Annotated in this window: 21 protein-coding genes; 6 read left to right on the plus strand and 15 right to left on the minus strand. The window is 39.4% G+C overall.

The features are described 5' to 3' along the window. Window positions 1-4 precede the first annotated feature (4 nt). The 3 genes from K1I41_RS02175 to K1I41_RS02185 form a co-directional block, all read right to left on the minus strand. Window positions 5-5,494 carry an alpha-2-macroglobulin family protein gene (locus K1I41_RS02175; RefSeq protein ID WP_220641048.1) on the minus strand — a complete coding sequence of 1,830 codons (5,490 nt, stop codon included), beginning with the start codon at window positions 5,492-5,494 and terminating at the stop codon, window positions 5-7. A gap of 119 nt (window positions 5,495-5,613) precedes the next feature. Continuing rightward, window positions 5,614-6,060 carry a nucleoside deaminase gene (locus tag K1I41_RS02180; protein ID WP_220641049.1) on the minus strand — a complete coding sequence of 149 codons (447 nt, stop codon included), beginning with the start codon at window positions 6,058-6,060 and terminating at the stop codon, window positions 5,614-5,616. Window positions 6,061-6,107: 47 nt separating this feature from the next. Beyond that, window positions 6,108-6,827 (minus strand): hypothetical protein, encoded by a 720-nt coding sequence (locus tag K1I41_RS02185; protein ID WP_220641050.1) that lies wholly within the window; start codon window positions 6,825-6,827, stop codon window positions 6,108-6,110. A 186-nt stretch (window positions 6,828-7,013) separates the two neighbouring features. On the opposite strand from K1I41_RS02185, the gene K1I41_RS02190 reads away from it, so the two are divergent. Both K1I41_RS02190 and K1I41_RS02195 read left to right on the plus strand, forming a co-directional pair. Then, the gene (locus K1I41_RS02190) at window positions 7,014-8,783 is read left to right on the plus strand and encodes a 1-deoxy-D-xylulose-5-phosphate synthase (protein ID WP_220641051.1); all 1,770 of its coding nucleotides are present in this window, start codon (window positions 7,014-7,016) and stop codon (window positions 8,781-8,783) included. 44 nt (window positions 8,784-8,827) lie between these two features. After that, window positions 8,828-9,775 carry a DUF3078 domain-containing protein gene (locus K1I41_RS02195; protein ID WP_220641052.1) on the plus strand — a complete coding sequence of 316 codons (948 nt, stop codon included), beginning with the start codon at window positions 8,828-8,830 and terminating at the stop codon, window positions 9,773-9,775. A gap of 62 nt (window positions 9,776-9,837) precedes the next feature. On the opposite strand, the gene K1I41_RS02200 is transcribed toward K1I41_RS02195, so the two are convergent. From K1I41_RS02200 to K1I41_RS02225, 6 genes are all read right to left on the minus strand, one after another. Then, window positions 9,838-11,178, minus strand: coding sequence for a deoxyguanosinetriphosphate triphosphohydrolase (locus K1I41_RS02200; protein WP_220641799.1), 1,341 nt, complete (start codon window positions 11,176-11,178; stop codon window positions 9,838-9,840). Between the two features lie 32 nt (window positions 11,179-11,210). Further along, a complete protein-coding gene (locus tag K1I41_RS02205) occupies window positions 11,211-11,477 on the minus strand; it encodes a hypothetical protein (RefSeq protein ID WP_220641053.1) in 267 nt (88 codons plus the stop codon). Between the two features lie 4 nt (window positions 11,478-11,481). After that, window positions 11,482-12,003: an RDD family protein gene (locus K1I41_RS02210; RefSeq protein WP_220641054.1), complete on the minus strand. Its 522-nt coding sequence runs from the start codon at window positions 12,001-12,003 to the stop codon at window positions 11,482-11,484. 76 nt (window positions 12,004-12,079) lie between these two features. Next, complete coding sequence (locus K1I41_RS02215; RefSeq protein ID WP_220641055.1) at window positions 12,080-14,476, minus strand: ribonucleoside-diphosphate reductase subunit alpha; 2,397 nt, start codon at window positions 14,474-14,476, stop codon at window positions 12,080-12,082. A 61-nt stretch (window positions 14,477-14,537) separates the two neighbouring features. Further along, complete coding sequence (locus tag K1I41_RS02220) at window positions 14,538-15,515, minus strand: ribonucleotide-diphosphate reductase subunit beta (protein ID WP_220641056.1); 978 nt, start codon at window positions 15,513-15,515, stop codon at window positions 14,538-14,540. Window positions 15,516-15,762: 247 nt separating this feature from the next. Further along, window positions 15,763-16,350 (minus strand): DUF3109 family protein, encoded by a 588-nt coding sequence (locus tag K1I41_RS02225; RefSeq protein ID WP_220641057.1) that lies wholly within the window; start codon window positions 16,348-16,350, stop codon window positions 15,763-15,765. Between the two features lie 130 nt (window positions 16,351-16,480). Here K1I41_RS02225 and K1I41_RS02230 point away from each other — a divergent pair, with 130 nt between their 5' ends. The 3 genes from K1I41_RS02230 to K1I41_RS02240 all read left to right on the plus strand — a co-directional run bounded on the left by K1I41_RS02230 (window position 16,481) and on the right by K1I41_RS02240 (window position 17,968). Continuing rightward, complete coding sequence (locus tag K1I41_RS02230; protein WP_220641058.1) at window positions 16,481-17,056, plus strand: MarC family protein; 576 nt, start codon at window positions 16,481-16,483, stop codon at window positions 17,054-17,056. A gap of 82 nt (window positions 17,057-17,138) precedes the next feature. Beyond that, a complete protein-coding gene (locus K1I41_RS02235; protein WP_220641059.1) occupies window positions 17,139-17,336 on the plus strand; it encodes a hypothetical protein in 198 nt (65 codons plus the stop codon). A gap of 20 nt (window positions 17,337-17,356) precedes the next feature. Further along, on the plus strand, window positions 17,357-17,968 hold the full coding sequence (locus tag K1I41_RS02240; RefSeq protein WP_220641060.1) for an FAD-dependent oxidoreductase: 612 nt from the start codon (window positions 17,357-17,359) through the stop codon (window positions 17,966-17,968). A 1-nt stretch (window position 17,969) separates the two neighbouring features. On the opposite strand, the gene K1I41_RS02245 is transcribed toward K1I41_RS02240, so the two are convergent. The 4 genes from K1I41_RS02245 to K1I41_RS02260 form a co-directional block, all read right to left on the minus strand. After that, window positions 17,970-19,313 (minus strand): dicarboxylate/amino acid:cation symporter, encoded by a 1,344-nt coding sequence (locus K1I41_RS02245; RefSeq protein ID WP_220641061.1) that lies wholly within the window; start codon window positions 19,311-19,313, stop codon window positions 17,970-17,972. 177 nt (window positions 19,314-19,490) lie between these two features. Further along, on the minus strand, window positions 19,491-19,838 hold the full coding sequence (locus tag K1I41_RS02250) for a cation transporter (RefSeq protein WP_220641062.1): 348 nt from the start codon (window positions 19,836-19,838) through the stop codon (window positions 19,491-19,493). Window positions 19,839-19,870: 32 nt separating this feature from the next. Continuing rightward, window positions 19,871-21,442: a S41 family peptidase gene (locus K1I41_RS02255; RefSeq protein WP_220641063.1), complete on the minus strand. Its 1,572-nt coding sequence runs from the start codon at window positions 21,440-21,442 to the stop codon at window positions 19,871-19,873. A gap of 4 nt (window positions 21,443-21,446) precedes the next feature. Then, complete coding sequence (locus K1I41_RS02260; RefSeq protein WP_220641064.1) at window positions 21,447-21,878, minus strand: deoxycytidylate deaminase; 432 nt, start codon at window positions 21,876-21,878, stop codon at window positions 21,447-21,449. A gap of 253 nt (window positions 21,879-22,131) precedes the next feature. On the opposite strand from K1I41_RS02260, the gene K1I41_RS02265 reads away from it, so the two are divergent. Then, window positions 22,132-22,563: a tellurite resistance TerB family protein gene (locus K1I41_RS02265; RefSeq protein WP_220641065.1), complete on the plus strand. Its 432-nt coding sequence runs from the start codon at window positions 22,132-22,134 to the stop codon at window positions 22,561-22,563. Between the two features lie 88 nt (window positions 22,564-22,651). Here K1I41_RS02265 and K1I41_RS02270 read toward each other — a convergent pair whose 3' ends face one another. Further along, complete coding sequence (locus tag K1I41_RS02270) at window positions 22,652-23,242, minus strand: hypothetical protein (RefSeq protein WP_220641066.1); 591 nt, start codon at window positions 23,240-23,242, stop codon at window positions 22,652-22,654. Window positions 23,243-23,500: 258 nt separating this feature from the next. Beyond that, on the minus strand, window positions 23,501-24,517 hold the full coding sequence (gene fbp / locus K1I41_RS02275) for a class 1 fructose-bisphosphatase (protein ID WP_220641067.1): 1,017 nt from the start codon (window positions 24,515-24,517) through the stop codon (window positions 23,501-23,503). Window positions 24,518-24,542: the final 25 nt, after the last annotated feature.

Raw genomic sequence — 24,542 nt, forward strand, 5'->3', positions numbered from 1 at the left:
TAGGTTACTTTACCACCTTAACCCATTGCCCTTTGGTTCGGGTTAAAAAGGTATTATCGTACATGGCCTCGCATTGTACCCCTGGTAGGTAATATTCGCCCAAATAACTTGCGTTGAGTAATACCCTGAAGGTTTTACTTTCGTATGCTTTTAACGGGAAATAAAAATTAGCCCTATCGTCTCGAATATCAATATAATCGGCTTTGTTATCGGCAAAAGCACCAAAATCGGTAAAGCGGGTATTTACAATTTCCCAACCCGAAGGTACTATCTGCGTAAGTGCCACATCCTCTACAAATTCGCCTTTTAGGTTGCGTACGGTTACTTCAGCTACAAACTCGGTTCCTTGTGCTATAGCAGCGGGGTTAATAACGGCTCCGCTCCTATCTTTAAATACAATAGCAGTACCTAAGCCCCGTTGCTCGGTTTGTTCTTCGCCTACAGGTAAAATACCGCTGTAAATAACTTTTGCATACAGCGTACCATCGTTGTTATTTTGTACGCTTATCGTGTTGTTATCGGATACCTGTAACACCCTATCGGCAAATGTTTTGTTGGTTGCTACTGTTTTTGTGTTGCCTTTAAAGGTGTACGCTGCGTTAATGCCTTTGGTACCATTGGCTTTAGCAAATTTAGACATGGCGTACAGGCAGTAGGCCGTGGTTTGGGTACTCATCCATTGGTTGGACGACATTTTCTCGGCAAGTTGGTTGGCAATACGGAAAGCGGCTGATTTTTCTCCCAATACAAGTAAAGTTTCCAGAGCCATAGCTCGGTTACGTTCGGGCGAACCATAGTAATAGTAGCGGTTGGTTTCCGAATCGAGTGTGCTTTGGTTGAGCAATGCCAAACCTGCACTTTTTTGTCCTGCTAGAGCGTAGGCTGCTGCCAAGCGTAATTTGGTATTGTTAGAAATACCTGATGTTTCGCGCAAGCGGTTCATCGATGATAAATCGGGCGAACCTGCCAAGGCTAACGTGTATAACCTGTATGCCTGTGCAAAATCGTTATGGTAACGGCTGGTGTAACGCCACTGCCTTGCTGCTCGTTTTTGGTATTGTAGCCATTTGGATTTTGCGTTGAGTGGTAGCGCATAGCCTTTCTTTTCGGCTTCGATAAAGAAATGCCCCACGTAACTCGTACCCCAGTCGTTGGGAGTGCTATTACCCGACCAATAGGCAAAACCACCATTAGCAAGCTGGTATTGCGATAGCTTTTTAATAGCTGCGGTTACGTTGCGTTGTATGTTTTCTTTCCTAGTGTTATTAAGGCTTGCAATATCGGCGAGGTACAGTTGCGGGAATACACTAGAGGTTGTTTGTTCCAAACAGCCGTGTGGGTATTGAATAAGATAATCGAGCCTACGGTTAAAGTCGATGGATGGGAATGATGATACTTCGAGGCGTGCTTTGTTACTGCCCGATACGCCAAAGGCATCCCAATCTATGGTACCCGATTCGCCTGCTTCTAAAACCAATTCTTTAAAATTATGGGTAACAGGGTTGGGGTTTACAATATCCAGTTCTACATCATAGCTGGCTTTTTCGTTACCCGATGTTGCGGTAACGGTTACTTTGCCTAGCCCTGTAACATCGTTAACCTCTAAATCAAAATAGGCTATTTTTTCTTCTGGATTGGTAAACGATACTTGTTGCGATGCGCTACCTAGTACTTTAAGTCCGTTATTGGTTTTTACTTGTAGTGTTACGTTTTTAATTTTCTTTTCCATCGCGAAAAGCGTAACGGGTAAGGTTACTTTTTCGCCCGATGTAATTTTTCGGGGTAACGATGCCAAGAGCATCAATGGGCTACGTACAGGTGTTGTTTTTTGGGCATTACCGTATGCATTATCATTAGTATTTGATGCTACTACCATAGTACGTACCGAGCCTATGTATTTGGGCAGTTTTATGGTGTGGCTTTTGGTTTCGCCTTTATCCAAGCTGTACGGACCCAAATAAATAACTACAGGTTTAAAGCGGTTGGCTTTTTTGGCTTTACCTCCGCCCAAGTCCTCATCGCCACCAATACTAAATACTTGGTTTACTTTACCGCCATATGCGCCTATAACATCGTCGTAAATATCCCATGTTTTTACGCCAAGGGCTTCTTTGGCATAAAAAGCATCCCATGCATTGGGCGTTTTAAAACGAGTAAGGTCGAGCAAACCATCGTCTACAACAGCAACGGTATACGTCATGGGTTTTCCTGACTTTTCGCTAATTTTTATTGTCGCTTTTTGCTCTGGCTTTAGTACCGACGGCATTTTAATTTGCGGTTGTAGTATGGTGTTTTTATCGGTTACCGCTATGGGCAGAATACCGTACATACGTATGGGTGCATCGTTTTCGGTAGTGGCATGCGGTTGTAATAGTGTAATGTTTACATACACGTTGGGCGCCATAGCTTTGGTTATGGGTACCTCTACACGGGTTTCGCCTTTTTCGGTAACTGCCCAATAGGTATCTATTACTTCCGAGCCATTTTCTAACGCTATCAGCGCACGTCCGCCCTCGCTTGACGGGAATGATATTACCGCTTTTTCGTCTACAGCATATTCTTCTTTATCGGTAGTAAATACCAACATAGCTGCTTCATCGCCTCCGTTATTTTTGGTGCGCCCCGACCAATACGGCCAATCGACACGAATGGTTTCGCCTGCCGAGTGCCCCCCTTCTGCATCGGTTACCCGTACTAAATAACGCCCCCAATCGTTTTCGGGGATGTTTAATTTTACCGATGCTTTGCCTTTGCTATTGGTAGTTATGGTTTTTGTAAAATACGGAATATTGGCAATGGCTTTGTTGTATGCCGAAACATTGTTATGGGTGGCATCCCACCACCAACGCCATTTTACTTTGTACACGCGCACCTCCAATTTTCTGTTAGCGCGGGGGTTGCCTGTTTCGGTTACGGCTACTACATCAAAACGATTGTCTTTACCCGTTTCGAGCATCCCATACTTGTTGGGTTCAGGCGTTTTTATTCCTACATAAGTTTGATAGGGCGAATATTTTGCGGTAACTACATCGGTGCTAAAATCGCCCCCTCTTTCGTAGGCTTTGGTAATAATAGCGGCTTTTAGCATCCCTGGTGCACTCGATTTTAACGAGGGCTGCAATGTTACGCTGGCTTTTCCTTCGTCATCAACCTTGCCCGAGTAAATATTTATTTCTTCAGTTTTAAAGCGTTGTGCAGGGTCGTCAAAAATATAATTAGTATAATTTTTAAAGGTTGTTTTTTCTTTTAAGAATTTTGCCTGCATTTCTACTTTTAAACCTTTGGCAACCGCACCGTGCAGCCAAGTTACTTCAAGCTCGGCGGTATTGGGGTTATTTGCTGAAATTACAGCATCGGCAAAACCATTTTTAATTTTTAATCGGTTGGGTTTTATCGTTTCAATTTTAATACGTTTATGAAACGTAGCACCGCCAACAGCTACAATAGCTTCCCAATTGCCTGTTGGTGCACTGGCGTTAGTAGGTACTACAAATTTGTAATGGTTAGCATCGTTATACGTTTGTACTGCCTGATGCACTAGGTTACCACTAGGGTCTTTCAGTTTTAATTTTATAGGGTGCGATGGTGGTAGTTTTGCTGCTTTATCGTTAAGTACAAAACCTATAAACAGGGTATCGCTAGGGCGCCATACACCACGCTCGCCATACACATACCCTTTTAATCCTTTTTGCAGGCGTGTACCATCTACGTCGTAATTACTAACCGATAGCGCATTGCCGTTTGCCATTTTTACGTAGGTGGTATTTTTCCCTTTTTTTACGATGGCAAAAAACGCAGGTTTATCTAACGCTACCGTTGCCGTACCCTTGCTACTGGTGTTGGCAGTAGCTACTTTTTGTTGTTGAAAGTTATATACCTCTATAGTAGCACTGGTAACGGGCTGGGTAGTAACTATGCTGTTTACGGCAAAAAAGTAAGTGTTATTTTCGCTCCCTTTGGCTATTACACCTAAATCGCTTGCAAGTACGTTAGTGGCTACTTTTTTATTGTAGAAGTATGATTTACTACAAGGGTTATCGCGTTCACGCCAATCATAATCGTAGTCGTAGTAATCGTAATATTCATCATCAAAACCTGAGTAAAATTCTGCATCTTCATCTTCGCTTTCTGTTTCGGTATCCTCTTCACTATCAGGACATCCGTATAAAGAATACGATTTCCTGATGGATAATTCTACGCGGTATATTGCCCCCTGTTCGGGTGTTATAAGCGTAGATAAATCCAACGCATACGGATTCCATTTACGATAATTGGTTAGTTTATTGTTATTAAGTGTAATTTTCTTTTTGGCAATGGGCAATGCTACTTTGCGTAGGTTGTATGCACCATCAATATTATTATCCTGTAAAAATTGTAGTACGTTGTTCTCGTAAATACGATATACTTTTACATCGACTGCTTTTAGGTTTACCGCCTGAAAGTTGAGTTTTAAATTGTTTGACGATGGTAATATAGTACCGATTTTCATGAATTTTACTTCGGGCTTTGCCTGCTCAAACAATACCTCTTCCGTATGTGTGTTTTTGGTTTTATAGCCATAAAGGCTTTCAATACCCTCAAAAACCTCTACCATACGTGTACCCGTAAGCGGTTGCTCAAAAAACACACGCAATAGGTTACCATCTACCGAAAATTTAAGATTATCGGCATTTTGTACGGCTACCAAACCGCTAAAGTTTTGCCCTTTTTGTAACGGGTCGGAAAAATTAATGAGTAACGACTGGTTATCGTCCGAACCAATAGTAACACTAATTACTTTAAAACTATTTTTGCCAGGAATGGTAAATTCTTCTGTGCCCGATTTATCCAAGCCTATCGGCTCGCCTGTCCATTTAAGCTGTATTTTACTGTTGTTATCCTTACGCTGTATGCTATCTATTACAAAAAAGAATTCTGTGGCTTCGCCATTTTTCATATCAAACCGTGTGTGTAGCTGCGTACCCTCCTGCTCTGCCCTAAGCAGTTGTTTGGCTGTAGCAACATCCATAACATCGCTAGTATTTAGCACACCATTTAGGTACTGGTAATCTTCATTGTACGATTGTAAATCGAGTATAGCCACTTTAAAATCCTGCGCTAGTGTTTTTACCCTAAAATTGAAATCTTTTAAGGCTTTGGGCACATCGGTAATCTCCGAAAGGTGTAGCGTAACGCGGTACTCTTTATTGTGTTCCAGTCGCTCATCAGGACGAAAAGCAATCGTGTTGGCATCTAGCAGCAACACTTTACCCTTTACTTTGGGCGATATACTAAAATAATCGTCGTTTAGCGTTTCGTTAACCTTCCACTCGCTTTTGGTTACGTTAAGCCCTACTTTTATATCGGCTTTGGTAGAAATTAATCCTGAGCTATGGCTCGTGATGTATTCGCGATATAAGGATGCATCAGAATCGAATTCTTCTCCTGATTTTTTAGAACAGGATGCAATGAGTAGCGCTATTGCAAAACACAATAGCAGTTTAAGGCTTTTCATAAAAGGACGTTTAAAGCGTTGGTAACAATAATTTTACAGCGTACTGCTACAAAAGGCAGCATAAAAATATTGTACTAAATTTAGGATTAATTTTTTAATAAAAACAGCATACACTCATTTTAATTGCCTCGTTTGTTTTTAAAAAAAGTAGTCATTAGGTTACTACATTCTGTTGCCATAACACCATGGTGTACTTCGGTTTTAGGATGCAATTGCGTACCCATAGCACGGTAACCGCGTTGTGGGTCGGTAGCTCCAAAAACTACTTTGGCTATTTGGCTCCAATACAATGCTCCCGCGCACATTTGGCAAGGCTCAAGCGTTACATATAGCGTACAGCCTGTTAAATATTTACCACCTAAAAAATTGGCTGCTGCTGTTATGCATTGCATTTCGGCATGGGCAGTAACATCGTGCAATAACTCCGTAAGGTTGTGCGAACGCGCAATTACCTTATCATCAATTACCACTACAGCTCCTACAGGAATTTCGCCTTTCTCAAAAGACATTTCGGCTTCCTGTAGTGCCTTTTTCATAAAATATTCGTCGGTAAAAATGTTTTCCATAGTGTAACAAAAGTAACACATCACATTATTAATACAATTTACAAGTATTAAAATTGCAATTGTAAACCTACACCGTTTGTATTAGCAATAACGTTAAACTCTGCTTTTTCTAAAAATGAAACTTTTCTCACTTGTAGTGCGTTATACTCTTTTACTGCTTTTTTTAAGTTTCTCACGCCTAAAATTCTTATAGGTATTCCCACTACACCTATCACAATACCTGCTACAAGCAGGGTTGGACTTCCTTCTCTACCATTATTAGAATTACCAATATTACTTAGTCCGCCGCCTATAAGCAATCCCAGCCCACCGCCCATTAAAATACTCCCTACAGTTGCGCCGCTTTTGCCTTTTTTATACCTCCAATATATAGTGCGTTTAATACCGAATAATTTCTCCAACTCATCTTTTTTAAGTTTTTCACCATTTAGCAAAATTTTAGAAGATGAACGATAGACTAATTTTTCTTGTTCTGTTTTTTCTCTTTTAACTATTTCTGCACTTTTATTTACATCAAATCCTTTTTCTGCCAAATAAACTACAGTACCATAATTATCTACAATTTTCTTTACTCCTTTTAAAGCATAACTAATCTTATTTTCAGAGGTAGTAGTAAAAGTCAAATTTTCATTTTCGATAACCATATTTTTAAATGCCATTTTAGAATCACTATTAAAAGTGATATAGCCACTTGCAATTGTTCTTGGCTCTTGTGAAAACACAATAAGGTTTAAAAGTAGAAATTTAAAGGTAAAAATTAGTCTCATAGGATTTGGTAAATTGTATTTATATGTGATGTTTATGCTCAAGTTGTATTATGATTATTTTACCACAATATTTTTGAAATAAAAAAACAAATATATACTTTTTGATTTTTGACTCATGTTAACTTTGGGTAATGAATAATAATCCAATATTAATGTAGTAAATTTGCTACTCATTCAATTTAAGTAGTGGCAAATTCTCTATTAGTACATATCAATACGCCTACCGATTTACGTAAACTATCTCCCGAACAGTTGCCACAATTGGCTACAGAGTTACGGGAGTTTATTATTGATATTGTATCGGTTAAAGAGGGGCATTTGGGCGCAAGCCTTGGCGTGGTAGAGCTTACTATTGCATTGCACTATGTTTTTAATACTCCAGATGATTTATTGGTTTGGGATGTTGGGCACCAAGCCTACGGGCATAAAATACTTACCGAGCGTAAAGATAAATTTGATACCAACCGCCAATGGGGTGGTATAAGCGGTTTTCCGAAACGTAGCGAAAGTGTTTTCGATACTTTTGGGGTTGGGCATTCCTCCACTTCTATATCAGCAGCGTTGGGTATGGCACTTGCCTCCAAACTGCAAGGCGATACCCAAAAAAGCCATATTGCCGTTATTGGCGATGCCAGTATTGCATCGGGTATGGCGTTTGAGGGGTTAAACCATGCTGGCGTTACCGATGCCAATTTACTGGTAATATTAAACGATAATGCTATAGGTATTGACCCTAGTGTGGGTGCGCTAAAAAACTACCTTACCGAAGTAAAGGAAGGGCGCAACCCAAGGCAAAACAACATGATAAAGTCATTAAACTTTGATTATACAGGTCCTATTGATGGGCACGACTTACCCACATTATTAAAAGAACTACAACGCTTAAAAAACGTAGCAGGACCTAAGTTTTTGCATATTATTACCACCAAAGGCAAAGGCTTAAAGCAAGCCGAAGAAAACCAAGTTAAGTACCACGCCCCTGGTAAATTTGATAAAAAAACAGGCGAGTTATTACCAAAAAGTGAGGAAAACCTACCCCCTAAATATCAGGATGTTTTTGGGTTAACCTTAGTAGAATTAGCACAGCAAAACGAGAAAATTATAGGTATTACCCCTGCCATGCCATCGGGTAGTTCCATGAAGTTTATGATGGAGGCTTTCCCCGAAAGGGCTTTTGATGTAGGTATTGCCGAGCAACACGCGGTAACCCTTGCTGCGGGCATGGCTACACAAGGTATGACGGTATATTGTAATATCTACTCTACGTTTTTACAACGCGCATACGACCAAGTAATACACGATGTTGCCCTACAAAACTTACCTGTTATTTTCTGTTTGGATCGTGCTGGCTTGGTAGGCGAAGATGGCGCAACGCACCACGGGGTTTTTGATATAGCTTATCTCAACTGCATACCCAACCTTATTGTTTTTGCACCGCTTAACGAGCACGAACTTCGTAATATACTATACACCGCACAACTGGGTTTACCACACCCCATAGCCATACGTTACCCGCGTGGCAGAAGCGAGAGCACCAACTGGCAATTGCCCTTTAAACGCATTGAAATTGGTAAAGCAACACAGCTAAAAGAAGGAAAAAAAGTTGCAATACTCAGTACCGGGACTATTGGTAATAATGTAACGCAGGCACTTACCGAAGTTGAGCATGCTAATTTATTTTCGCACTATCATTTCGGGTTTGTAAAACCGTTAGATGAGGATACCTTACACAACATCATCAAAAAATACGATACCATTATTACTATTGAAGATGGTACAGTAAAAGGCGGATTTGGCAGCACCATTACTGCTTTTGCAACCAAAAATAATTATACGGGTAAACTACGTGTTTTGGGCATACCCGATGCATTTGTGCAGCACGGTACAGTAGCACAACTACAACAATACTGCGGTATTGACGTTAAAAGCTTAAAAGAAATTTTTTCAACTTACTGAAAATAACGATTTTTGCATTTTTCCTATAACAAACCCCATACTAAATGAAGTTTAAAGCTAGTCTTATAACATTGCTACTATTTTCGTTTATACAACAAATACAATCGCAAGTTATTGCTACAGTAGTACCCGATTCTATTACGTATTGGGAACGAACCAATAAGGTTGGGCTGGATGTTTCGCAAATTGCATTTGTAAACTGGAATGTGGGGGGTAATAATGCCGTTACCCTATTGGGTAAAGGTGAATTTGACCGTAATTATAGTAAGAATAATATTAATTGGGATAACGAGATGCTTTTTCGGTATGGGTTTAACAGCCAAGAGGGACAGGAGACCCGAAAAACCGACGACCAGTTTAAAGTAACCTCTACGTTTGGCTACCGAAAAGATACGATATCCAACTGGTACTACAGTGGTAAATTTAAGTTTAATACCCAGTTTACCAACGGGTATGCCTACCCTAATACTACTGATGAAATTTCGGGACCGTTTGCGCCCGCGTACATTTTTTTAGGGATTGGTAGTGAGTACATCCGTAAAGATTTAGGGTTAAACGCCTACTTTTCGCCCCTTACCAATAAAACAACGCTAGTGCTTAATCAAAGTCTTGCCAACCAAGGAGCTTTTGGTGTGCGAGGTGCGGTACTGGATGAGGAAGGGAATATTATAACCGAAGGTAAAAAATCGCGTACGGAGCTGGGTATATTAATTACCAATACGCTAAAACGTACCATTTTTAAAAACATAGAGCTGGACCACCGTATTAGTTTTTACAGCGACTATATTAATAAGTTTGGGAATATTGATATTGATTGGCAGGTATCGTTAGAGATGACCGTAAACCAATACGTTAAAGCCAATATTGGCTTACATATTATTTATGATGATGATATAAAAGCTACGGAAGAACTCAACGGCGAAACCATAACCGTAGGACCAAAACTACAGCTAAAGCAGATGCTTGGTGTTGGGTTAAGCTATACTTTTTAGAAAGTTGGGATATTAGATGGTTGGATTATCAGAACATCTAAAAGGCAAACCCATCTAAAAATCTATTTTACTCCCGTAATGGTATTGTACAACAGTAGCGCCTTCCCATCGGTTAACGTAGATACAAAGTGCGATATATGCAATAATCTATCATACAAACTTGCTTTATCGGCAGTAAAGCGTTCGGGTAACATTTTTAGCACTAACTTATCGTAATTACTCGCGTTACCCTCATACTTGTTATTGTAAGCCGTGCAAAAAGTATCTAGTAAGGTATTTATAATACGATAGCCTATTACTTCTTTTTCTACCACCTCACGGCTTTGGTAAATATTTTCGATACTTAGGTTAATAATGTCTTTCATTTGGGCGGTGTACTTTCCTTGGTCGGTAAGTGCGTGCGGGTAGTTACCTGCTAATATTGCCTCCTCGTTATCTAAAAATACGGTTACGGCATCGTTTATAAGGCTACTAATAGCCAAAGCCCGTAGGTAACTTACCCTATCCTCTTTTGTGGTTAGGCTTTTGTATTTTTGTACCTGTACCTTATCTTTTACGAGTTTTATCAGATACTCCAAAGCAAAATCTTCTGAAATAACCCCTAGATTAATTCCATCTTCAAAATCAATAATGGTATAACAAATATCATCGGCAGCTTCTACCAAGTAGGCTAACGGATGGCGTTCGTAACCAATATTGTTACCTGTTTTGTTTGCAATTAAGCCTAGCTCTTGGGCTACTTCTTTAAAAAAGTCTTTATCGCACTGAAAAAAGCCGTACTTTTTATCGGCAATAGCCTTAGTTGGTTTTTTAGGTAACGATTCCTTTGGGTACTTCATAAAAGCACCGAGTGTAGCATACGATAATCGTAAACCACCCTCAATACCAGGGCGCGAAGTAGCAAGGAGATTAAACCCATTGGCATTTCCTTCAAAATCAACTAAATCCTGCCATTCTTTATCCGTAAGCTGGTCGCGGTAGTGCTTGCCATTGCCTATTTTAAAATATTCGCCTATAGCTTTCTCTCCCGAGTGTCCAAAAGGTGGGTTACCAATATCGTGTGCTAAGGCTGCCGCAGCTACTATGGCACCAAAATCGTTTGTTTGGAAACCGTGTATATCCTGTAAATACGGATGTTTTTCTATTATTTTTTTACCAACTAACCTCCCTAGCGAACGCCCTACTACCGAAACCTCTAAACTGTGGGTAAGGCGGGTATGTACAAAATCGGTTTTAGAGAGGGGTATTACTTGTGTTTTGTCTTGCAGGCTACGGAATGTAGACGAGAATATAATACGGTCGTAATCTACCTCAAAACCCAAACGGGTATCGTCTTCCTCTTTCCGTAAACGTTTTGTTGTATCGCCCTGCCTTTTTAACGACAGTAGCTGCTCCCATTGCATCATTAGTGGTAGTTAATTGTGTTGGCTAAAATTTAGTTTTCGTCAGGGGTTGGGGTATCAGTATCCGTTTTAACCCACTTGTTTTTATTGGCTAATTCAAAATCTTTCGATTTTTTAGGATATTGGTTGTAACTCTTATCGCTTGGGTTATCTATAACCGATTTAATAGCTATTTTGTCGCCAATGGTAAAACTGGTAGCTACCTTTCTGTAATCCAGCAGGTAATCGCCGCAAAAGTAGTTTCCATCTTCATCCTGTGCTATGGTACCTGTATATATTGGTTTTGCTTCTTTTTTCATAATGTTATTCGTTTATTGTTTCGTTATGATTCCCTATTTGGTCAAAAGAATTTTTTAGTAATACGGCTTCTTCAAATTTTCTGATATCTACTACATAGGTTTTACTCAGGGTATCGTGCCAGCCTCTGTTGCCTCCTATAAAAGTAAATGCATCAAAAGGGATAAAACGGCATAATGTACGCACACCTATTGTAGCCAAATCGGGCTTAGTACCATCATAATTAACCACCATGGTACGTGTTATCAGTTTTCCTACTGTACGTTGTGTTAAGGCCTCCATAGTAATGTAGTAAACTGCTATAATAAAAAGGCTCAGAAAAATTTGCCCCCATTCGCTCATGTTCACATTCCACATGAGTAACGAATCGTAATCGAAAACATAAAACAGTAGTAGCCCAAACAAATCAATAAGGTTTACTAATACTACTCTAATTATTAAATCAATAATCAAGTTTACAAACCTATTTCCTGATGAGGCATGCATATCTTGGGTTACCAGAAAAGACGATGGTATGTTTTGTAGCATTTATAGTAGTTTAATGCAATAAGGAGCAGTATATGGCTGCTCCCTATTTTTATATTAAAATTTACTAATGTATTTTTTAAGAGCCACACATTTCGCAATCGTCAGGGTCGGCGTTTTTAGCGCGTTCCATCATTGCCTGAAACTCGGTGGTTGCCATTGGCTGTGCTTCTGTAACTACTGCCTCTGGTATTTTTTCTGCTTTTTTATCGTTATTAAGGGTAAACTTAATAGCATCAACAGCACTCTTGGTACGCAGGTAGTACATACCTGTTTTTAGCCCACTTTGCCAAGCGTAAAAGTGCATGGAGGTAAGTTTGCTAAACGTAGCATTTTCCATAAAAAGGTTGAGCGATTGCGATTGGTCGATAAAGTACCCGCGCTGGCGCGACATATCTATAATATCCTTCATGCTCATTTCCCAAACGGTTTTGTACAACTCTTTTATATCTTGTGGGATATTCTCGATGTGTTGTATGGAACCGTTGGCACGCATAATTTCCTGTTTTAAGTTATCGTCCCAAAGACCCAGTCGTACTAAATCGTGCAGTAGGTGTTTGTTTACTACAATAAACTCGCCCGAAAGTACACGACGTGTATAGATGTTTGATGTATACGGCTCAAAAGCTTCGTTATTACCTAATATTTGCGATGTAGATGCGGTTGGCATTGGTGCCATTAACAACGAGTTGCGTACACCGTGCTCCATAACTTCTGTACGTAACGATGCCCAATCCCAACGTCCGCTAAGGTCGGCATCTTTTAACCCCCAAAGGTTGTACTGGAATTGTCCTTTAGATATTGGCGACCCCTCGAATGTTGAGTAGGCGCCTTCTTCTTTTGCCATTTCCATAGATGCGGTTACTGCAGCAAAGTAAATGGTTTCAAATATTTCTTGGTTTACCTTTTTGGCTTCATCACTGGTAAAAGGCATGCGCATTAGTATTAGGGCATCAGCAAGCCCTTGTACCCCCAGCCCAATTGGGCGGTGGCGCATGTTGGAGTTTTCTGCCTCTTGCACAGGGTAATAATTCCTGTCAATAACCTTATTAAGGTTACGTGTAATGCGCTTGGTAACGCTGTATAAGTACTCGTGGTTAAACACACCATCTTCTACAAACATGGGTAACGATATGGATGCCAAGTTACATACGGCTACCTCATCGGGTGCGGTGTATTCTATAATCTCGGTACATAGGTTGGACGAACGTATGGTACCTAAATTTTGTTGGTTCGATTTGCGGTTGGCTGCATCTTTGTACAGCATGTAAGGCAAGCCTGTTTCTATTTGCGACTCTAGTATTTTCTCCCAAAGCTCGCGCGCTTTTACTGTTTTTCTGCCTTTCTTTTCAGCTTCGTACTTTAAGTATAGTGCATCAAATTCGTCACTATGTACATCGCACAAGCCAGGGCATTCGTTAGGGCACATTAACGTCCAAACTCCATCCTCTTGTACACGCTTCATAAATAAATCGGGCATCCACATGGCTAAGAATAAATCGCGGGCGCGCATTTCTTCTTTACCGTGATTTTTACGTAATTCTAAGAAATCGAAAATATCGGCATGCCATGGCTCTATGTAAATGGCAAAGCTACCTTTACGTTTACCACCACCTTGGTCTACATAACGTGCCGTATCATTAAACACACGTAGCATAGGCACAATACCGTTGGATGTACCGTTGGTACCACGAATGTACGAGCCTGTTGCTCTTACGTTGTGTATAGATAACCCGATACCTCCTGCCGATTGTGATATTTTGGCAGTATTTTTTAGCGTGTCGTATATCCCATCAATACTATCGTCTTTCATGGTAAGCAGGAAGCACGACGACATTTGTGGTTTGGGTGTACCTGAATTGAAAAGTGTTGGTGTAGCATGCGTGAAGAATTTCTTCGACATTAGCTCGTACGTTTCAATTGCTGCATCAATATCATCCACATGAATCCCTACCGATACACGCATAAGCATGTGTTGCGGGCGTTCTACAATTTTACCATTTATTTTTAAGAGGTATGAACGCTCTAAAGTTTTAAACCCGAAGTAATCGTAATTAAAATCTCGGTTGTATATAATGGTAGAATCTAATACCTCAGCATTTTCCTTAATGGTTTCGTACACCTCATCGGACAATAATGGCGATTTTTGCCCTGTTCTGGGGTTTACGTAGTTGTACATATCGGACATGGTTTCCGAAAATGATTTCTTGGTATTTTTGTGTAGGTTGGATACCGATATACGGGCTGCCAGTTGCGCATAATCGGGGTGCGTAGTCGTCATAGATGCTGCAATTTCGGCAGCTAAGTTATCTAGCTCGTATGTGGTAACACCATCATATAGCCCCTCTATAACGCGCATGGCTACTTTTACAGGATCTACCAAATCACTAAGTTCATAGCACAGCTTTCGTACTCTATCGGTTATTTTATCGAACATTACCGGCTCTCTGCGTCCGTCTCTTTTTACTACATACATAGGGCAATATTTTTAGGTTAATAATCCAAGTACCGCAGCACTTGTAACAATGGGTTGGTTGTTAAAAATCAGCGTCGAAGCTAATTTTTTGTGCATCCGTATCTTTATTTATAACACCCGCTTTTTGGTACTCCGAAACTCTTTTCTCAAAAAAGTTTGTTTTTCCTTGCAGCGATATCATATCCATAAAATCAAAAGGATTGGTTGAGTTAAATTCTCTTTCACATCCTAATTCTACCAATAATCTGTCGGTAACAAACTCTAGGTACTGTGTCATTAAAGTAGCATTCATACCAATAAGGCTCGCTGGTAACGACTCGGTAATAAACTCTCTTTCAATATTTAATGCATCTATAAGTATTTCGCGTATTCTGTCTTTTGGTACTTTGTTTACCAAATGGTGGTTGTGCAGGTGTACAGCAAAATCGCAGTGTACGCCTTCATCTCTCGAAATTAATTCGTTAGAGAATGTAAGCCCTGGCATTAAACCACGCTTTTTAAGCCAGAATATAGAGCAAAATGCGCCTGAAAAGAATATTCCCTCTACAGCAGCAAAAGCAATAAGCCTTTCGGCGAAAGAGTCGGACTCTATCCATTTTAATGCCCAGTCTGCTTTCTTCATAATCGCAGGGAATACCTCTATAGCGTTGAATAAGCCTGCTTTCTCGTTTTCATCTTTTACATAGGTATCAATAAGTAACGAGTAGGTTTCGCTATGGATGTTTTCCATCATAATCTGGAAACCGTAAAAGAATTTTGCTTCGGGGTACTGTACTTCGTTTACAAAGTTTTCGGCTAAGTTTTCGTTTACAATACCGTCTGATGCTGCAAAAAAAGCAAGAATATGTTTAATAAAGTACTTCTCGTCGGCACTTAATTTATTGTTCCAATCACTTAAATCTTGGTGCAAATCAATTTCTTCAGCCGTCCAAAAACTAGCCTCCATTTTTTTGTACCAGTCCCAGATATCGTGATGTTTTATCGGGAAAATTACAAATCTGTTTTTATTTTCTTGTAAAATAGGTTCTATTACAGACATAGTGTTGTGACTTTAATAACGTTATAAATGATGCTTTTTGTGCTAATAGGGAGATACAAAGATTGGCATTTGTATTAAAAAATGAAAGGCAAACTTATCCACAATCGGTACGAGTTTTTAACAACGGCTTAATATTACCGTAACATTAACAAAAAAGCGCAAAACATTGATTTCTAAACAATTACAATGTTTCAATATACGAAAAAATTAGCAGAAAAACTAACCAAAACTGTAGTTTTTATAGGGGTTAACGGCGCTTTTGTACAGGGTTATCTTGTAGCTCGGCAGCTACTTTTTCCAGCTCCGTGTACCAGTCCTCGCCAAAGCGACGGATGAGTGCTTCTTTTACAAATTTGTATAAGGGTACTTGTAATTCTTTGCCTAAGGTGCAGGCAGCACTACAAATATCCCAACGGTCGTAATTTACCGCTGCAAATTCTGTAAAATCTTTTACCCTAATAGGGTACAAATGGCACGATACTGGTTTTTTCCAGCTTACCAAGCCTTGGTTATAGGCTTGCTCAATACCACATAGTGCGGTACTGCCATCAAAAATTACGTAAGCGCAATCTTTATTATTAATAAGTGGTGTTTCTAGGTCGCCATCGGTGCCATTTACCCAAACGCCTTGGCTTTCTATAGCAGCTATACCCTCTTTACGCAAAAAGGGTTTTACTTTTGGATAAACCCCCTCCAGTATTTTGGTTTCCTCCTCGCTAAGGGGTGCACCAGCATCGCCATCTACGCAACATGCGCCTTTGCAAGCCGATAAGTTGCACACAAATTCATTCTCCAGTATGTCCTCAGACACTATTGTTTTACCCAGTTGAAACATCGTGCAAAGATAACGAAACTCAGTATAAAAAATGGTAAACATTATTGCTGTAAAAATTTTAGTTTTTTTAATGATGTGGATGATTATATAGCGTAATTTTGCAGCTTTAAAAAAATAAATATATTTGGCTATGGCATTCAGTTGGAAAGAGTTTGTTACAGTTAGCATGGTATTATTTGCCGTGATAGATATAATGGGTAGCATACCTATTATTGTAGATTTGCGCACTAGGGTTGGGCACATCCAATCGGAAAAAGCATCGGTAGTGGCTATGGTTATTATGATTGCTTTTTTGTTTGTGGGAGAAGAAATTTTAAAGTTAATTGGTATTGATACAAGCTCGTTTGCCGTTGCAGGTTCGTTTGTGCTTTTCTTTTTGGCTTTGGAGATGATTTTGGGCATACGCCTTTATAAGGACGAAGACCCCAGTACGGCATCTATAGTGCCTATTGCGTTTCCGCTTATTGCAGGTGCGGGTACCATGACAACGTTACTTTCGCTTAAAGCAGAATATGCTACTATTAATATAATAGCAGGTATTATTGTAAATGTTATTGTGGTGTATTTGGTACTAAAATCATCCGCAAAAATAGAGCGTGCATTGGGTGCAAATGGGCTTGGGGTTATCCGAAAAGTATTTGGTGTAATTTTGCTTGCTATTGCTGTTAAATTATTCGCTGCCAATGTTAAAGAATTATTCATATAATAGCACATTTATTAAATTTGTATAGCATCTTAATAAAATACAATCCCCATTAATATAGCTAATAATTTAAATTAAAATTGTAATGAAAATCTTCATTTATATCCTTATCGCACTGGCAGTAGGACTCATTATATTTAATATATCCCTGTTGGATTTTAATAATTTGTTCGAAGGCAATAGCCTTATTGCCCTTGTTGGTATTGTTGCATCGTTATGTGCTGTGTGCATACTCCTGATATTACGAAAGGCAAAAAGTATTGACCAAAAAACAAGACGATAACCCCTACACCTGAATTACCCATGTTTGACGTACTTATAATTGGTGGTGGTGTTTCGGGCGTTTCGGGCGCGCTAATACTAGGCTCTGCCCATGCAAAACCGTATGCCGAAGGCAAAAAAGTAGCCATACTTACCCACCAAAAAGCAACGGCGTTACAAGATGCCATATTTAATAATGCCTATGGCATACCGCAAGGTAAACTGGGCAAGGAGATTATGGCAGAAAGCCTACAACATTTAACAGAGGCGTACCCACATGTAACACAAATTGAAAAAGAAAAGGTTATGAGTGTTGTTGGCGAGGCGGGCAATTTTACCGTTACTACCAACAAAAACAGCTATACTACAAAAGCTATTGTGGTAGCCGTAGGCTCGGCACCCACTTTTAACATAGAAGGATTAATGCAGTATGTAATACCGCATGGTAAAGCATTGCCCAAAAAAAATCGTATTCAACTTAAAAATAACGACCACTTGGTTGCCGAGGGCATTTATGTAACAGGTACGCTTGCAGGGTGGCGCAGCCAACTTGCCATAGCAGCAGGTAGTGGTGCTGCGGTAGCTACGGATATTATGACGGTTTGGAACAATGGTGTACCTGCACAATACCACGACAGTACCCGAAAAAAGTAACTTAAGCAGAGCTGGTTTTACTCTCGGTAACCATACGGGTATCGTTTAACTTTTCGCCGTAAAATTTATTAAAAATTACGCACGCTGTTAAGTCGCCCGTTACATTAACCGCAGTCCTAAACATTCCTAAAATACGGTCGATACCGATAATAATAATTAACCCATCAACTGGGATTCCTGCACTTTGTAGTACCGATGCAAGGATAATAACCCCTCCCCCCGGAATAGCAGGCGTACCAATAGAGGCTGCTACAACGGTAGCCGTAATTAGTATTAAGTTTACCACCGATAATTCGATACCATAGGCTTGCGACATAAATAAGGCGGTTGCACATTGAAATAATGCCGTTCCGTCCATATTAATGGTAGCCCCAATGGGAATAACAAAATCACTAATATTAGAGGATACCCCTAGTTTCTCATCGGCTGTTTTCATAGATAACGGCATAACGGCTGCCGAACTCGCTGTAGAAAATGCCAGTAGTTGAGGCTCGCGTATTAGGCTCAGAAATTTTAATGGATTTTTTAATGTAACTGTAGCTACTAATATTAGGTAAAACAGCATTAAGAGCAGTAAACCCAAAACAATAACTATCATATAATAACCCAAGCCAAAAAATATTTCGATGCCTATTTTAGATAGTAGAGCTGCCATTAAACCAAACACAGCGTAGGGCACCAGCATCATTGCCCACGAAACAACCGTCATGCAAATCTTCTGGATAGCCTCTACAAAACGAATAATGGGTCGGGCAGTAGCCTCGCTAAGCTGGGTAATTGCTACACCAATTATTATGGTAAATATTACCACACCAAGCATTTCTCCTGTTAGGATAGCTTCCAAAGGGTTATTGGGGATAAGGCTATAAATTTTTTCTGGAATGTTTTTGATAAGATTGGTTTGTTGGCTGGTTTCAACCAATGGCTCACCACTATTAGGGAATCCGCCTAGCTCAAAAACATATTTACCTGGTTTCATAATAAGGGTAACCGCTAAACCTATACCAATAGCAACAATGGTAGTAAACACAAAATACAATAACAATCGTAACCCAAAGGTTTTTAAATTCTCTGATGTATTACCCACAATTCCTGAAATAATAGAAGCGAAAATTAAGGGAATCATTATCATCTGTACCAAGCGCATAAATACTTGCCCAGGTAAGTCCAGCCAATTGGCTAACGAGGCACTTACGCTTTCTGAAACAAACCCTGTAGAGGGATTTATTACAACACCCAGTGCTGCCCCTAAAATTAAACCAATAATTACTTTAAGCCACAAACGCCCTTTTAGTAGGCGATCCAGATGTTGTGACAGATTATTAAGAGGCGTAATTTCTAACATAATTTAGCTGAATAAACATTTTTTCAAAGATATTGCTTGCGCAGAATTAAATACAAAAGTTTGGGGCTATTTAACTTTTATATTGCTATATATCTCATAAAAAAAGCCCCTTAAAATTAAGGGGCTTTTTTTATACTGTAAAATACTACAGCTTGCTTTAAGTGATGCAAAAGTGATTTATATTTTACAACATCCATCCAGTTTTTCGTATGCTTTTGGGTCTGCTTTAACCTCATCGGCATCATAGCCCAGCTTACTAATAGCTTTTTTTATGGTAGGTAAATCTGTTTTTTTACTGTTGTAAGTTACTCTAATAGTCATGGCTTCTTCATCCAACACCACCATTTGTACGCCTTTCTCACGCAATAGTTTTTGGTCGAAAAGCTGCCCACAAGTTTCGCAAATTTTACAATGGTTACACGAAATAGCCGTTTTTATAGTAGCTGTTTGTATTTTTTTTGTTTTTTGTGCACTAGCTGTAACGCTAATACAGAATAATGTTAATAGTAGGAATAGTTTTTTCATTTTTGTTGTTTTGTTGGTTAACGTAATGCTATTTACTGCTCTAGTACCGTTTGTACCATAACATCGTCTTGAAGTAACATTTGGTAATAGGTATTCTCGCTAATGGATTGCCTAACAAACTCGGCGGCAAGATAGTATTTTACTTTTTCTTTGTATTTTGCTATTTGTAGTACCAATCCGTTTTCCGAAAGGTAATTGCTAAATGCATTGTAGTACAAATCCGTTTTGGTTACTTTATCTATAATTTCACCTTTGGTAAGCCCTTCCATTGCTTTTCTGTTAGTGTCCAGTTGTTCAAACACAAAATAGCTTACAATACCCGATTTCATTACCATATTAACCGCTTCGTCGCCATGTTTGCCTGCTATAGGCACAAAAACGTCGGGTATAATACCGCCACCGCCATACACAGTTCGTCCGCGTAGGGTTTTGTATTTTAGGGTATCGGCTATTGTAATGCTATCGGCAGCATACAATTCGCCGTTTTCGTAACGTTTCTGGAAATCGTTAAAGTAGGCCTCTTCCCCATCGGCATAGCTGCGCTGTATGGAACGCCCCGACGGTGTGTAGTACCGTGCTACGGTAAGCCTAACAGCACTACCATCGCCCAAGGGCATTTCGCGCTGTACCAAGCCTTTACCAAACGAGCGCCTGCCCACTATAGTACCCCTATCATTATCTTGTATGGCACCTGCTAGTATCTCACTTGCCGATGCGCTATTTTCGTTAATAAGCACGTATACTTTACCTTTTTCAAAAATGCCATCATCACTAGCATAGGTAATATCTTCGTGGTCTTTTTTATTTTTGGTTTTTACTATTACAAGGTCGTCCGCCAGTAAATCGTCGGCAATATCTACTGCTTTTTCTAGGTAGCCTCCGCCGTTATCTCGTAAATCAATTATTAGTGCTTTTGCACCTTTTCGTTTAAGGGTAACCAAACCAGCACGAAATTCATCGTAGGTGGTTTCGGCAAAACGGTTTATTTTAATATAGCCCATATCATCAGTTACCATTACGGCAGCATCTACACTTTTTATAGGTACTACATCGCGGGTAAGGTTTACTTTAAATTGTTTGTTTTCACTTTTCCTAAACACGGTTAGTGTTAACTCCGAGCCTTCTTCGCCTTTAAGGGTAGCAAACAAACTATCGGTAGGTAACTCACGTCCGTACAATTGGGTATTACCAGCAAATAAAATACGGTCGCCCGATTTTATTCCTGCCCGTTCCGATGGTCCTCCTGGTATGGGTTTTATTACGGCTACCGAGTCTTTATACATATAAAAATTTACACCTATACCCACAAAATCGCCTTTCATGCTTTGCGCTACCGATTCCATTTCGCTTTGCGCGATATATACCGAGTGCGGGTCGAGTTTTTTCAATATGCTATTCACCGTAAGGTCTACAATCGAGTCGGCATCTACATCATCAATGTATTCGCTCTCAATAAAATCCATCAGCTTATTGAGCTTGGTTTTTTTGGCACTATACAGCATACCGCGTTCGGCATCGGGGAAGTTTAAAAAGCTACCCAACAACAACCCTATAGCCATAAAGAGGGCTAAAAGTAATGGTATGTATATTTTTTTAATTTTCATTTGTTTAATTGTCCAAATCGGTAATACAAGTTACCGTTACCCCTGCACGCTGTAGGAACGAAATACCCGAATTATCTTTATAACTGTTTTGATACACTACACGGGTAATGCCCGATTGGTGTATTAACTTGCTACAATCTTTACAGGGCGACATGGTAATGTAAAGTGTTGCGCCCTCGCACGATTGGGTAGAACGGGCAACTTTTAATATGGCATTGGCTTCGGCATGCAAAACGTACCATTTGGTAACATTATCATCGTCCTCACAACAATTTTCAAAGCCCGATGGTGTACCGTTGTACCCGTCGGATATTATCATTCTATCTTTTACAATAATTGCGCCAACCTTTTTACGTTGGCAATACGACAATTGGCTCCACTCTCTTGCTATCCTTAAATAAGCCTTGTCGTACTTATTTAGCTTTTCTTCTTCCATTGGTAATACTACTAAACAACAAAGTTAAGTTATTCAGTGTTTTAAAAACGAAAATTCATTACTTTTTATTGCTAAATACAACCCGTATATTGCAATAGTATAGGTTAAAAATACAACGAACTATCTAGCAAATACGGGAGCGTGTGGGCAAAGATTTAAAAATTGCGAAAATTGCAACAAAAATCTTCTCAAAATTGTTTTTAGCAGAAAATATATAATTTATATTTGCGGTTACTTAATAATATGTAAAAACATGTCAATTTCAGATTTATTCGATAGCGGTTTTAAGGAGCGAAACAAGGGACATTTCTCTTCTATAGTGCGAGTTGCATTGGACAATGGGGTGATTAGTGACGAGGAAAAGGCGTTTCTGGATCAGCTTGCCAAACGATTAGACATATCCGAAGAGGAATATAAAGAGATACTGGAAAACCCAACAAAATATCCTGTAAACCCTCCTTACCTGCATGCCAGAAGGTTAGAGCGTTTGTACGACCTCTCTAAAATGGTATATGCTGACCATGTGTTAGGACCAAGACAAAAAGAGTTGCTTACACGTTTTGCATTGGCATTGGGCTTTACACCGGGTAACGTAGCTTTTATTGTAGACAAAGCACTCTCGTTACAGGTTATGGAGGTTGACTTGGATACTTTTATATACGAAATGGAACATATGAACCGATAAGGTTACCACCAATATATATAAAAAGCCCTTTAGTAGTAAAGGGCTTTTTTATTATACATAATTAAGGTAAAAACAGGTTTATTTGTAATTAGCAATTAACCACCCTTGCGCATACCCTTGCATTAAAAGTATTCCTTTTTACTCGTATATCTAGGCATTTGCCCGAAACCAAAGTATAATCGTTAGAGGCTTCCCTCATTTTACCTTCCACACAAGTTTCGTTTGTACAAAGCCCATAACTTTTCCATCCGTCGCCTTCTTTCCCGCCACATTTTTTGTTATCATCTTCCTCTGGGTTGCTACTAACAACTACTTGTGTTATTAATTCGGGTTGGGTTATTATCGTTTTGCTAGTTTCGTTTATTAGTATGTTTACCACAAACTCATCTGATATCAACCTGTCTTGTTCATCTCTGTGAGAGTTCAAATTTATCTCAAAAATATCCTTTGTTATCGTTTCAATTAAAGAATCTTTTTCAGCCTTAGTGGTATAGCTAAAAGTGGTAGGCTGGGTAAAATCAATACGCAAACCTTTTGCAATGCCATTAACCATTGCTTCTTTTATCCCTTCGCTGGTTAGTTCTGTGTTTTCGGCTTCGGGTTGTGTTGTTTCATCATTAGAGCACGATGTAAATGTGACGGATAAAACCGCAAATGCGTAAATTAAGATTTTTTTCATAATAGTAAATTTTAGGTGGTTGTAGGTAGCATAATTGTACTAATTAAAATTGTAATTACAAATTTTATGCGGCCTAAAATCGATGTACTGCAAAAAAAGACGTTTAACAGCACCATTTAACCTAATTTATACTTCTTACACTCAACAATAAGCTATTCAAGTTATATACGGCTAGTTTGCAGCATGTTAGATTTTTTTTCAAATAAATGTAAAAACAGTAACTATTTATTTTAATACACATATGCTAGGCTTAAGTGCTTATTTAGCACCGTGAGCATCTGCCATAAATTCTTCTGCTTTTTGCACCATATTGTAACTACCACAAAAGAAAGGTACACGCTGGTGTAACTCCGTAGGTTTTATTTCCATAATACGGTTAAAACCATCCGATGCTTTACCACCTGCCTGCTCGGCTATAAATGCCATTGGGTTACACTCATACAGCAAACGTAATTTACCATTGGGTGCTTTGGAGCTTGTTGGATAAATGTATATCCCTCCCTTTATCATATTTCGGTGAATGTCCGACACTAAACTACCTATGTAACGCGATGTATACGGGCGGTCATTCTCCTCCGTTTGGCAATACTTAATATAATTTTTTACCCCTTGCGGGAAGTGTACATAGTTCCCCTCGTTAATAGAGTAAATTTTACCATCCTTGCTAAACTGCATATTAGGGTGCGACAGGTAAAAAGTACCAATGGCAGGGTTAAGCGTAAAGCCATTAACACCATGCCCCGTAGTATACACAATCATGGTACTGGTGCCGTATATAACATAACCTGCTGCTACTTGGTTTACACCAGGCTGTAAAAAATCTTCGGTAGTAACAGGTGTACCTACTGGCGTTACCCTGCGGTATACCGAAAATATAGTACCTACCGATACATTTACATCGATATTGGACGATCCGTCCAACGGATCCATAAGTAGTACATATTTATTATTATTACCGCCATCTTTACCTTTAACAGTAATAAAATCGTCGTTTTCCTCAGAAGCTATACCGCATACAATTTCACGATTTACAAGCGTTTGCATAAAAACCTCATTGGCATATACATCAAGTTTTTGTTGGTCTTCGCCCTGTACGTTTTGTTCGCCAAAAGCACCTACAATATCTACAAGTCCAGCTTTGTTTACTTTGTAGTTTACTACTTTGGCAGCAAGACGTATAGAGTTAATTAATCTTGATAATTCACCCGAAGAATACTTGAATTCCTCTTGGTTTTCGATGATAAATTCGCCTAATGTTTTGTTGCGTTCTTCCATTACTAAAACGTTATAGTTGAGTTGT

Source organism: Flavobacterium litorale (genome assembly GCF_019613795.1).
In the GTDB taxonomy this organism is placed as follows: Bacteria; Bacteroidota; Bacteroidia; order Flavobacteriales; family Flavobacteriaceae; genus Flavobacterium; species Flavobacterium litorale.

Excerpts from the sequence above, each read along its gene's own strand:
- K1I41_RS02200 (WP_220641799.1), bottom strand. The coding sequence starts at position 11,178 with ATGCAATGGGAGCAGCTACTGTCGTTAAAAAGGCAGGGCGATACAACA.
- K1I41_RS02230 (WP_220641058.1), top strand. The coding sequence starts at position 16,481 with ATGGCATTCAGTTGGAAAGAGTTTGTTACAGTTAGCATGGTATTATTT.
- K1I41_RS02245 (WP_220641061.1), bottom strand. The coding sequence starts at position 19,313 with ATGTTAGAAATTACGCCTCTTAATAATCTGTCACAACATCTGGATCGC.
- K1I41_RS02250 (WP_220641062.1), bottom strand. The coding sequence starts at position 19,838 with ATGAAAAAACTATTCCTACTATTAACATTATTCTGTATTAGCGTTACA.
- K1I41_RS02215 (WP_220641055.1), bottom strand. The coding sequence starts at position 14,476 with ATGTATGTAGTAAAAAGAGACGGACGCAGAGAGCCGGTAATGTTCGAT.
- K1I41_RS02235 (WP_220641059.1), top strand. The coding sequence starts at position 17,139 with ATGAAAATCTTCATTTATATCCTTATCGCACTGGCAGTAGGACTCATT.
- K1I41_RS02255 (WP_220641063.1), bottom strand. The coding sequence starts at position 21,442 with ATGAAAATTAAAAAAATATACATACCATTACTTTTAGCCCTCTTTATG.
- K1I41_RS02270 (WP_220641066.1), bottom strand. The coding sequence starts at position 23,242 with ATGAAAAAAATCTTAATTTACGCATTTGCGGTTTTATCCGTCACATTT.
- K1I41_RS02210 (WP_220641054.1), bottom strand. The coding sequence starts at position 12,003 with ATGCTACAAAACATACCATCGTCTTTTCTGGTAACCCAAGATATGCAT.
- K1I41_RS02195 (WP_220641052.1), top strand. The coding sequence starts at position 8,828 with ATGAAGTTTAAAGCTAGTCTTATAACATTGCTACTATTTTCGTTTATA.
- K1I41_RS02220 (WP_220641056.1), bottom strand. The coding sequence starts at position 15,515 with ATGTCTGTAATAGAACCTATTTTACAAGAAAATAAAAACAGATTTGTA.
- K1I41_RS02175 (WP_220641048.1), bottom strand. The coding sequence starts at position 5,494 with ATGAAAAGCCTTAAACTGCTATTGTGTTTTGCAATAGCGCTACTCATT.
- K1I41_RS02240 (WP_220641060.1), top strand. The coding sequence starts at position 17,357 with ATGTTTGACGTACTTATAATTGGTGGTGGTGTTTCGGGCGTTTCGGGC.
- K1I41_RS02225 (WP_220641057.1), bottom strand. The coding sequence starts at position 16,350 with ATGTTTCAACTGGGTAAAACAATAGTGTCTGAGGACATACTGGAGAAT.
- K1I41_RS02265 (WP_220641065.1), top strand. The coding sequence starts at position 22,132 with ATGTCAATTTCAGATTTATTCGATAGCGGTTTTAAGGAGCGAAACAAG.
- K1I41_RS02180 (WP_220641049.1), bottom strand. The coding sequence starts at position 6,060 with ATGGAAAACATTTTTACCGACGAATATTTTATGAAAAAGGCACTACAG.
- K1I41_RS02260 (WP_220641064.1), bottom strand. The coding sequence starts at position 21,878 with ATGGAAGAAGAAAAGCTAAATAAGTACGACAAGGCTTATTTAAGGATA.
- fbp (WP_220641067.1), bottom strand. The coding sequence starts at position 24,517 with ATGGAAGAACGCAACAAAACATTAGGCGAATTTATCATCGAAAACCAA.
- K1I41_RS02185 (WP_220641050.1), bottom strand. The coding sequence starts at position 6,827 with ATGAGACTAATTTTTACCTTTAAATTTCTACTTTTAAACCTTATTGTG.
- K1I41_RS02205 (WP_220641053.1), bottom strand. The coding sequence starts at position 11,477 with ATGAAAAAAGAAGCAAAACCAATATATACAGGTACCATAGCACAGGAT.